This window comes from Actinoplanes sp. TFC3 (assembly GCF_001553785.1).
Taxonomy (GTDB): Bacteria; Actinomycetota; Actinomycetes; order Mycobacteriales; family Micromonosporaceae; genus Actinoplanes.
Window position 1 is genome coordinate 2,942,540 of sequence record NZ_LOJP01000001.1, and the last position, 10,686, is coordinate 2,953,225.

Here is a 10,686-nt window from a genome sequence, read left to right on the forward strand (position 1 = left end):
ATCCATGTTGCAACGTTGCATGCCACGTTGCAAGAGGAGTTCGGTAGAGTTTTCACCATGAGCGCGACTCTGCGGCAGGTTGCCGAGCGAGCTGGAGTTTCTGTCCGAACTGTCTCGAACGTCGTCAGCGGCTTCGCATTGGTGGCGCCGGAAACGCGTACCCGCGTGCAAGCGGCCATCGACGAGCTGCAGTACCGGCCCAACGCGGCTGCCCGCCATTTGCGCGGCGGACGGTCGGGGTTGGTGGCCCTGGCCGTACCGGAAATCGCGTCTCCATACTTTGGGGAATTGGCCGGACTCTTGGCCGAGGAGGCCGAGCGCCGGTCCTGGCTCACGCTGATTCAGCAGACGGGCGGAAACGCCAGGGACGAAAGGGCACTGCTTGACGGGGTACGAGGCCAAGTCGTCGATGGCGTGATTCTGAGCCCGTGGGCGCTGTCCCCCGGCGACTTGACCCGGCGCCCGGAAGCCGTTCCGTTGGTTCTGCTGGGCGAGCAGGATGCCGGCGGAATGCTCGACCATGTGACCGTCGACAGCATCGCCGCGGCCCGCGAGGCGACCCGGCACCTCATCGAGCGCGGCCGCACCCGGATCGCGGCCATCGGCCTGCAGCCCCACCTGGAAAACGGCACCGCGGCCCGCCGCCTCGAGGGCTATCGGCAAGCGCTCTCCGAGGCCGGACTGCCCGCCGATCCGGTGCTGGAGATCCCGGTCGACCGGCTGCACCGCCGCGACGGCGCGGACGCCCTGGCGCAACTCCTGAGTGGTCCGGTCCAGATCGACGCGGTGTTCTGTTTCAGCGACCAACTGGCGCTCGGCGCGATGCGCACGGCGCTGCAGCACGGCCTGACCATCCCCGGCGATATTGCCGTGGTCGGCTTCGACGACGTGGAGGACGGGAGATTCAGCACGCCGTCACTCACCACTATTTCACCGGATAAGGAAGCGATTGCCCGCGAGGCCCTGGCCTGTCTGGACGACCGCGTCGGGGCGAACGGCCAGGTGCCGGCCCGGCGCATTGTGGTCGGCCACCAATTGCTCGTGCGCGACAGCAGCTGAAAAAGGGGGCGGGCCATTGATGGCCCGCCCCGAATCATCAGCGGGTGGCGGGGGTGATGCCGCCGAAGTCGCGCCAGGCCGTACCGTAATCCTGGAAACCAAGTCGCGCACCGGCGACCCGTGTGGTCGTACCCTTGGCAATGAGCTTGCCGCTTCCCGAAACGGAGTAGATCGGCCCGCCGCTGTCCCCCGGCCGCGCCGCAGTTTGCCCCTCGGTCTGCTCGGCCTCGACGAGATCCTGCTCGTCGTCGTAGTAGAACAGCACCTTCAAATTGCACACAGGCCGGCCCAGCTCACGCGAACTGGTGACCCCGGACTGGCACAGGTATTCGCCGGTAAACGTCCAGCCCCAGCCCTCGACAAGCCCAACAACGTTGTCGGTCGGCGTTCCGATATACACGTAACCGTCGACGCTGCTGGTGGGAACAAGCTCGACGTCATGGGCCTGGTTGCGCGGACCGACATTGCCGATGAACTCGCCGGTCGGGTCGACAATACGGTCGCCCACCTGGCCACAATGAGCTGCGGTCAGAATGTAGCTGGCACCGCCGTTACGAACACCGAAGCCGGTGGTGCACGCCGTTCCCTGATTGGTGTCCACGAAGGTCGCGCCGCCCTTCCACGCCGGCCAGTCGTCGTCACGGCTCACCGGTTGCAGCCGCGCTTCCTGGACCACGGTGACCGGCACGCCCGCATTGCTCTTCGTGAGCGCGGTGGTCTTCGCGCTGGTGCCGGCGATCAACCCGCTGCCGTCGGCCTTGAATTTGACGCTGTCAAGAGCCGGTTGCGCTTTCCTTACCCGTACGGCCGCAGCTCGCAATTCCTGCAACGAATAATCCGCCGGCCGAACCTTCACCGGCGCTTTCTGTGCAGCGTTGGCGATTACTTTCGCCATGGCCGGCGGGACTGCGCCTTTCCAGTAGAGGGCTACTTGCGCGTCTTCGAGGACGAGGTTGGTGTAGCCGGCGTACGGGTGACGCTCGACTTCCCAGCGGATGACCGAGGCTGCCGCTACGAAAGGGCGCTGCTGGTTGATGCGGGCCAGGTCGGGGGCGGACAGGACGCTCGAGGCCAGCTTGGGGATGGCCTGTGCGGTGGCGCTGTCGCTGGGGACTGCGGCAGCGTTCACCGAGGTCGCATTCGCTTGCGCTGCTCCCGCTGACTCCGGGACCGCGTTCGCCGGGGCTGCGCCCGCCGGGCCGGAGGGGGCAGCAGCGGTCAGGAATGCGGCTGCGAGGACTGCCGTGGCTCGTGTTGACATCGATGTCAGCACATCGATCAACTCCTTCGGGTGGGGACTCCGAGAGGATCTACATAGACGTTGGCCTATGCGTGAACCACGCTAACCCTCCCTTAACAATGTTTCTAGATGTCGATGATGATAAATATTTGAAGCTCGAGGCCGATCAACCCCAGCAGTCCGGCTTCCGCTGCATCCCGTCGCCCGAACCCATCACACCGCGTCACCCGAACCCGCCACACCGCGTCACCCGAACCCGCTACATCTCGTGCAGCATCCTAGGAACCTAGTCTTGGGATGGGGCGATGCGCGGGGCCGCGGTGACGTCGGGGTGCGATCGGTCGAACAGACTTGAGGGTCAGCCGGGCCGGATGTCGTCTGGGTGCGACCGCTGGACAGTAGGGGAAGCGGCAGCGTCCCCGACCGCAAGGCGGCGACGGCGTCTTGGCTGACCCGGCTACGAATGGTTCTGCGCAGCGCCACCGCTCACCTGCTTGACAGCCCGCAGCTCAGCGGGGCAGCGGCGGCAGGGCCGGCCGGTCGAGCCAAGTCGTGAACAGCTCGTCCAGCGGTTCCCGGGCGAACCGCTGGGCGTGGGCCCGGAAGTCCGCGTCCGTCACCGTTGCGTGCTGGTGCTCGGCGACCCAGCCGCGCAGCAGGGGAAAGAACGAGCCGCTGCCGATTTTCTTGTGCAGGGCGTACAGCGTCAGCGCTCCGCGCTTGTACACCAGCGGGTCGAACATGCGGTCCACGCCGGGGTTGGCCACCGTGATGAAGCTCGGACGCACCCGCAGATGGGCATGCCAGCGCGCGGCGAGTGAGGCTACCGGGTCGCCGCCGCTTTCTTCGGACCAGAGCCATTCCGCGTACGTGGCAAAGCCCTCGTTCAGCCAGATGTGACGCCAGTCCGCGACCGTCAGGCTGTTGCCGAACCACTGGTGCGCGAGTTCGTGGGCGACCAGCCGCTCATGGGTGCGCCGGCCGTCGACGTGGTTGGCGCCGAACACCGCCATGCCCTGGGCTTCGACCGGGTCGTCGAGGTCGTCGTCGGTGACCACGACCACGTACTCCTGGAACGGGTACGGGCCGAAGAACCGTTGCAGCGCCGCCATGATCTCGCCGTGGCGGCCGAAGTCGTGCGCGAAGTTCGCCCGTACGCGCGGTGGGATGGCGGCGCGTTGCACGAGCTCGCCTGCCGCGGGAGGGACCAGGTTCACCATCTCGTAGCGGCCGATCTGCACGCCCATCAGGTACGGCGAGGTCGGCTCGCGGCGTTCGTACACCCACTTGGTCGTGCCGGCCCCGCGCCACTTGGAGACCAGGTCACCGGTCACCAGCACGGTGTACGGCGACGCCGCGGTCACCGCCACCCGGAACGTGGCCTTGTCGGCGGGGTGGTCGTTGCAGGGGAACCACGACGGTGCGCCGTTGGGCTGGCTGGCCACCAGCACCCCGTCGGTGAGCTCGTCCCAGCCGATGTCACCCCAGCGTCCCGGGATCGGGCGGGGCTTGCCGGCGTACCGGATGTCGATGCGGAAGGTCTCGCCGTGCGCCAGCGGCGTGCGGGGCTTGACGGACAGCTTGTGCCCGCGGTGGGTGTATTTGACCGGCCAGCCGTCGACGCGGACGTCCTGGATCTGAAAGGCGCCCAGATCCAGGGAGAAGCGGGACAGCGCCTGGCCGGCAACCGCGGTGATGGCCGCCTTACCGCCGAGGCGGTTCGACGCGATCCGGTAGTCGAGGTCCAGGTCGTAGTGGGTGATGCGGTAGCCGCCGTTGCCGTGGCCGGGCAGGTACGAGTCGGTGGAGAACTCGAAGCCCGGCCGGGCCCCGGGCGGCCCCGGTGCCTTCTGAGGTGTCACGCCCGGGCCGGCCAGCTCGCGATCGGGTTGCCCAGCCAGCGGCTGTCGCTGGGGACGGCGTCACCGCGCGTGACCAGCGAGCCGGGGCCGACGGTGGTGCGCGTGCCGATGCTCGCGCCGGGCAGCACGATGCCGTGCGGGCCCAGGGCCGCACCCGCTTCGAGCGTCACAGTGTCCATGCTCATGACACGATCATGGAACAAGTGGGTCTGGACCACGCAACCGCGGTTCACCGTGGCGCCGTCGCCCAGGCTGACCAGGTCGTACTCGGGCAGCCAGTAGGTCTCCAGCCACACGCCACGGCCGATCTTCGCCCCGAGGGTGCGCAGCCAGGCGGGGAGCAGGGGCGTGCCGGTGGCGAAACGGACCAGCCAGGGCGCGGCGAGCACCTCGACGAAGGTGTCGGCGAGCTCGTTGCGCCAGACGAACGAGGTCCACAGTGCGTGATCGGTGACCCGGAAGCGGCCCACGAGCAGCCACTTCGCGGCGGTGGCGAGCACGGCGGCGACCAGCGCGGCACCGAGCATGACCGGTCCGGCGGCCAGCGCGGTGACCCAGCCGCCGGCGGTGTGCCAGATCAGGGCGAGCAGGGCGAGCACGGACACAGCCAGCGCGGCGGCGCAGATCACCGGGACGATGCGGCACAGCTCGATCAGCGCGCGGGCGGCCTTGAGGCGCAGCGGGGGCTCGAAGGTGCGGCTGGTGTCGGCCGCCTCGACCGTGCGGCGCAACGGCATCGGCGGGGCACCAAGCCACGACGAGCCTTTCTTGGCCTTGCGCGGGGCCGAGGACAACACCCCGACCAGACCCCGCTTGGGTACGGACCGGCCCGGCGCGGTCATCCCGGAGTTGCCGAGGAATGCCTGCTTACCGATGCGCGCCGGGGCGAGCCGCAGCCAGCCGTGGCTCAGCTCGTACGTGGCGACCATGGTGTCGTCGGCCAGGAAGGCACCGTCGGCGACAGTGGTCATCGCGGGCACGGCCAGCACGGTGGACGCCTCGACGTTGCGGCCCACCTTGGCCCCGAGCAGCCGCAGCCACACCGGGGTGAACAGGCTGGCGTACAGCGGGAACAACCCGACGCGGGCCAGCCCCATCAGCCGTTCGGTGGCCCAGGCCTGCCACGCCACCCGCCCCTGCACGGGGTGGAAGCCCTCGCGCAGGCCGAAGCTGAGTGCGCGGACGGCGGCGAGCACGAGCAGGGCGTAGACCAGCACGTACGCCACGGCGGCGAGCGCGACGGCCGCGATCAGTTCGCCCGGACCGGGGCGGTCGGTGAGCGTCCAGGCGAGCAGGGCCAGTCCGGGCAGGGTGGCCAGGACGGGGACCGAGGCGATGAGCTGGGCGCTCAGACCGTACAGGAAGATCCAGAAGCCGGACCGGAACCGGGAGCGAGGGGGACGCTCGGCGGGCCAGCCGGTGGTTCCCTTGGCACTGCGCACGGCACCGGTCACGGTGGTCCCGGCGGCGATCCGGGCACCCTTGCCGACGCGCGCACCGGGCATGAGGGTGCTGCGAGAACCCACGCGGGCGCCCGCACCGACGCGGATGTTGCCGATGTGCACAACGTCGCCGTCGACCCAGTGGCCGGACAGGTCGACCTCGGGTTCGATGGCGGCGCCGCGGCCCAGCTTCAGCTTGCCGGTGACCGGCGGGGCGGAGTGCAGGTCGACGCCGGGGCCGATCTGCGCGCCCAGGGCGCGGGCGTAGGTGGTCATCCAGGCTGCCGCGGCCACGCCGGTGGCTCCGCTGAGCTCGGCGAAGCGTTCGGCGGCCCAGAGCCGCAGGTGCACGCTGCCCCCGCGCGGGTAGGCGCCGGGACGCACGCCGCGCAGCAGCAGCCGGGCGGCTCCGGCGGCCATGCCGATGCGCGCGGGCGGGCTGAACAGCAGCACCCAGCCGGCCGCGATCCACCACCACGAGACGGGCGGGGCCCAGGGTGCCGGGACCGCCAGCGCGACAATCCTGCCGAGCGCGGCCAGGATGGTCAGCCAGCGCAGGCCGACGAGCACGAGCATCGGCAGCAGAAGCAGGGCCTGCACGAAGCCGGCGCGCCGGGGCGTGGGGCGCACGTCGGGGCGTACGGCAGCGGTGGTGTCGAGAGCGTCGATCACCGCGGCCAGGCCGGCCAGGCTGGGGTTCTGGTAGATGTCGGCGACCGAGACCTGCGGGTGGCTGCGGCGGACCCAGCCCACGAGCTGCGCGGCGGTCAAGCTGCCACCGCCGTTGGTGAAGAAATCGGCGTCGGCGGACCCTGGACGAATCCCTAGAATCTCTTCCCATCCGCCGGCCAGCCACTGCTCGGTCGCGCTCAGCCCGGCCGTCTGCTGCCCGGACGCCAACGGCCAGGGCAGGGCGGCCCGGTCGACCTTGCCCGACGTGCGCGTGGGCAGATAAGCAACCACAGCGATCAGGGGTACGAGCGCAGCCGGCAGTTGCTCGCGCAGCAGCAACGCCGCCCCGGTCGCATCGAAGTCCTCGCCCTCGCGCACCACCACGTAGCCCACGAGCAACTGGTTGCCGGCCGCCGTCTTGCGCACCGCCGCTGCCGCACCGGCGATCCCGGGCAACGCCTGCAGCGCGGCGTCGACCTCACCCAGCTCGATGCGACGCCCGCCCAGCTTGATCTGCTCGTCACCACGCCCGACGAACAGCAGCCCCTCGGGTTCGGCCTTGACGATGTCACCGCTGCGGTACGCCCGCTGCCACCCCATCGAGGGCAGCGGCGCGAACTTTGCCGCGTCCTTGCCAGCGTCGAGGTAGCGCGCGAGGCCCACCCCGCCGATGACCAGCTCGCCGGTCTCCCCCATCGCCACGGGTTCGCCGGAGGGGCCGGCCACGACAAGCTCCCAGCCCAGCAGCGGCAGCCCGATGCGCACCGGGCCGTCCCCGGTCAGCTGGGCCGCGCAGGCCACCACTGTCGCCTCGGTCGGGCCGTAGGTGTTCCAGACCTCGCGGCCCTCGACGGCCAGCCGCTCGGCCAGCTCGGGCGGGCACGCCTCGCCGCCGAAAATGAGCAGCCGCACCTCATCGAGCGCCTCGACCGGCCACAACGCGGCGAGCGTGGGGACGGTGGAAACGACGGTGATGCGCTGGCCGGCCAGCCACGGGCCCAGGTCGACGCCGCTGCGCACGAGCGCGCGGGCGGCGGGCACCAGGCAGGCACCGTGGCGCCACGCCAGCCACATCTCTTCACAGGACGCGTCGAACGCCACGGACAGGCCGGCCAGAACGCGGTCCTCGGGGCCGATCGGCTCGCCGGTGAGGAACAACGCGGCCTCGGCGTCGACAAACGCGGCTGCGGCGCCGTGGCTGACGGCTACGCCCTTGGGGGTGCCGGTCGAGCCGGAGGTGAAGATGATCCAGGCGTCGTCGTCCGGGGTGGGGCGGCCGGTCCTCGGCGCGTCTTCGACGGGAGCGGGCTTCGGGCGCGGGGTTACGGTGAGACCGTCGCCGAGCACCGCGCAGACGGCGGCTTCGCCGAAGACCAACTCGGCGCGCTCGTCCGGGTCGTCGGCATCAACGGGGACATAAGCCGCGCCGGCCGCGAGGACCGCCAGGATGGCCAGATACAAATCGACCGAACCCGACGAGATCCGTACGCCGACCCGGTCGCCGATGCCGACGCCGTGACCGGCGAGCGTGGCGCGCAGCGTGTCGATCTCCGCGGAGAGCTGGCGGTAGGTGAGAGTGCGGGTGCCGTCATCGATCGCGGTGGCGTGCGGGTGCGCGCTTGTGGTGGCCTCGAGAATGTCGAGGAGCGTGCGGCGTACCGGGGCGGACGGGGTGCGGTAAACCGCCGGGACCCGGTCGTCGGTCTTGAGTAGGTCAGGCAGAGTGACGAATCGCTGATCAGTCGTCACAGTCACCAGGCGCGCTCCACTTCCCGCAACGGTTGGGCAGCGATCAACGCTACGTCGCGATCACGATAAAATGGCGGCTGGTTGGCAAATTCGTGTCGATGCTCACGCCACGACGTCCGTACCCGCAATGACACGACGGGGGCGAACATCTCAGCCGCGTGGTAGCTGCCCGGGTGCACGTGCAGCTCCGTCGGCACGACCGCGGCCATCAACCGCTGCGCGAACGCGATGTCCTCGTCGCGGAACAGGTCCACAGTGCCCACGTCGGTTGCGCGGGAGGGAAATAGTGGCTCCGCGCCGGGGGTTCTCGTTCAAGGACGGAAAGATCGCGACGAGGAAGGCTGCGGACATGAGCGACGAGACCGCCACCGCGCTGGCGCAGGACCGGGTCATCGACATCACCACCACCGGCCGCAGGACCGGCGAGCCGCGCCGGATCGAGATCTGGTTCCATCGCCTGGACGGCCGGTACTACATCACCGGCTCCCCCGGCCGGCCGCGCGACTGGTATGCCAACCTGGTCGCACACCCGGGTTTCACGTTCCACCTCAAGGAGTCCGCGACCGCCGACCTCGCGGCGACCGCCCGGCCGGTCACCGAGCAGGCCGAGCGGGAGAAGGTCTTCGCCGGCCTCCTCGCCCTGCTCAGCGAGTTCACCAGCAGGCCCGGCCACGAGCCCGGCGTCTGGGTGGCGACCAGCCCGCTCGTCGAGGTCACCTTCGCCTGACCTGCACCGGTTCCGGGGCCTCGACTGGTCTTCGTCGCATGCACGGGATGGTGAGGATTGCCAAGACGCACTGCGGGCCGGCACCCCAGCGGGGGCCGGCCCTCAGCAAGCGGTGATCAGCCCTTGTGCCACTTCTGGTTGGCCGTGCCCGCGCAGTCCCAGAGCTGGAGCTTCGCGTGATCAGCGGTGTTCCAGTCCTTGATGTCGATGCACTTGTTGGCCTGCGGGTTGACCAGGTCACCGGCGCCCGAGAGCACCCACTGCTGCGCCGCGTTGCCCGAGCAGTTGGCGATCTGGATGGGCGTGCCGTTGGCCGTGCCGGCGCCGGCCACGTCGAGGCACTTGTTGTTCTGGGTCTTGAGGGTGCCGCCGGTGGCCGTCCACTTCTGCGGGACCTGGTTGTTGCAGGGCCACATCTGCACCTGGACGCCGTCGGCGTAGTTGCCGGCCGGGACGTCGATGCACTTGCCGTTCCAGTTGCTGATCAGCGACGTACCCGTGGAGGTGGCCGGAGGCTGGGTCGGCTGCTGGGTCGGGGCCTGCGTGGTCGGCTGGGTGGTGGGCGCGCTGCCGCCGCCACCGCCGGTGAAGGGGTTCAGCGTGATCGCAGCCGAGGTGGGCGCACCGTCGTGCACCAGCGATTCGAAGTTGCCGACGTCGTCGAACGCGAACGCGTACGCCTTGCCATCGGCCATGTTCTGGTGCACCAGCTTGGCGTACTGATTGGTCGGGTTGCTCTTGTAGAAGTCCCCGGCGTTGGTGCTGGGCTGGGTGTCGATGGTGCCCAGCGTGCCGCGGTTGAGCGCCGCGCACAGGGTGCGGGCGATCGGCCCGACGACCTGGTCGTTCGGGGCGCCCAGGGCCCCGTCGCAGCCCCACACGTTGGCCGAGCTGGGCTTGTTGAACGACGCCACCTGCTGACCGGCGGCGTTCGTGAACTTCATGACCGCTCCGGACGTACGGCCGAAGTATTTGAGGTTGGGCTGGTCCCCGAACGGAACCACCGTCAGTGTCTTGTTCGCGTAGGCGTTCCACGCGCTGGTGATGTACGGGTCCAGGTACGTGGTGCTCAGACCGCCGGTGTCGGCCGCCTTGCCCGGGGCGAGCACGCGCAGCACCGTGCCGTCGGAGCGGGTGTACACCGAGCCTGTCAGCCCCGCCGATTTCATGCCGTTGATGACATTGGTCCGGCCGTTGGCGACCAGCGTGCCGGTCGAGTGGGTGCCCTCGGAACCGGTGGTCGACACGGTGTGCGGCACCGCGAACATGTCCACCTGCGAGCTGTTGAGCCAGATGCCCGCGTCGTTGTAGGTGAACTCGCTCCAGTCGAACAGGATGTCGCGGTTGGCGTCGCCACCGGCCCACGGGGCGGGCTGCACGAGCCCGTCAGGGGTGAGGAAGAACTTGAGCTTCTGGCCCAGCGAGAAGTAGAGCCGCCCGGAGACGTTCTTGGGCACCTGCAGCGTGGTGCGCCCGCCGTTACCGGGGCCGCCGATCGCCACGTCGGGAGCGGCGGAGGGCGGGTTGGCCCCGGCCGGCCAGTTGGTGAACGTGCCGCCGGCGTTGACATAGCCGAGCTTGCCGGTGCTCAGGTTGGTGCCGATGACGTACAGGTAGACAGCTTCGCCGCGGCCGGTCTGGTTGGCCACGGAGACGGGGAGCAGGTTGGGGCCGGTGGCCGCGGAGGCCTGCCCGATGGCGGCGTAGGTGCCGCCGGCCAGCACCACGGCGAAGGCCGCCGCGATGCTGAGCATCTTCTTTTTTGAACGCAAGGGGATACACCTTTGGGGGGAAAGTGTGTTCGACAAACCGCAGAGCTCGCCCAGCCTCCGCGTCCGAGCCGCTCAAGTCAAGATCGATAGCCAATCCTGGCTTCCGGAGCAGGACAACTGGACGATCACGCCCGCACAGCCGAGAGCGGGGCATTAAGGTCGA

At 69.6% G+C, this 10,686-nt stretch carries 7 protein-coding genes; 2 read left to right on the plus strand and 5 right to left on the minus strand.

Annotated features, from left to right (window positions below; genetic code table 11):
• The first annotated feature begins 27 nt into the window (after positions 1-27).
• Complete coding sequence (locus tag TFC3_RS13090; RefSeq protein ID WP_369819618.1) at positions 28-1,059, plus strand: LacI family DNA-binding transcriptional regulator; 1,032 nt, start codon at positions 28-30, stop codon at positions 1,057-1,059.
• Positions 1,060-1,096: 37 nt separating this feature from the next.
• On the opposite strand, the gene TFC3_RS13095 is transcribed toward TFC3_RS13090, so the two are convergent.
• The 4 genes from TFC3_RS13095 to TFC3_RS39280 all read right to left on the minus strand — a co-directional run bounded on the left by TFC3_RS13095 (position 1,097) and on the right by TFC3_RS39280 (position 8,278).
• Complete coding sequence (locus tag TFC3_RS13095) at positions 1,097-1,954, minus strand: trypsin-like serine protease (protein WP_161952588.1); 858 nt, start codon at positions 1,952-1,954, stop codon at positions 1,097-1,099.
• Positions 1,955-2,808: 854 nt separating this feature from the next.
• On the minus strand, positions 2,809-4,161 hold the full coding sequence (locus TFC3_RS13100; protein ID WP_067499554.1) for a M1 family metallopeptidase: 1,353 nt from the start codon (positions 4,159-4,161) through the stop codon (positions 2,809-2,811).
• Positions 4,158-8,030: a Pls/PosA family non-ribosomal peptide synthetase gene (locus tag TFC3_RS13105; protein WP_067499556.1), complete on the minus strand. Its 3,873-nt coding sequence runs from the start codon at positions 8,028-8,030 to the stop codon at positions 4,158-4,160. Before TFC3_RS13105 ends, TFC3_RS13100 begins: the two co-directional genes overlap by 4 nt.
• Positions 8,027-8,278 (minus strand): alpha/beta hydrolase, encoded by a 252-nt coding sequence (locus tag TFC3_RS39280; RefSeq protein ID WP_236718104.1) that lies wholly within the window; start codon positions 8,276-8,278, stop codon positions 8,027-8,029. Before TFC3_RS39280 ends, TFC3_RS13105 begins: the two co-directional genes overlap by 4 nt.
• 95 nt (positions 8,279-8,373) lie before the next feature.
• On the opposite strand from TFC3_RS39280, the gene TFC3_RS13115 reads away from it, so the two are divergent.
• Positions 8,374-8,751 carry a nitroreductase family deazaflavin-dependent oxidoreductase gene (locus TFC3_RS13115; RefSeq protein WP_067499560.1) on the plus strand — a complete coding sequence of 126 codons (378 nt, stop codon included), beginning with the start codon at positions 8,374-8,376 and terminating at the stop codon, positions 8,749-8,751.
• 116 nt (positions 8,752-8,867) lie between these two features.
• Here TFC3_RS13115 and TFC3_RS13120 read toward each other — a convergent pair whose 3' ends face one another.
• Positions 8,868-10,523 (minus strand): beta-1,3-glucanase family protein, encoded by a 1,656-nt coding sequence (locus tag TFC3_RS13120; protein ID WP_067499562.1) that lies wholly within the window; start codon positions 10,521-10,523, stop codon positions 8,868-8,870.
• Positions 10,524-10,686 lie beyond the last annotated feature (163 nt).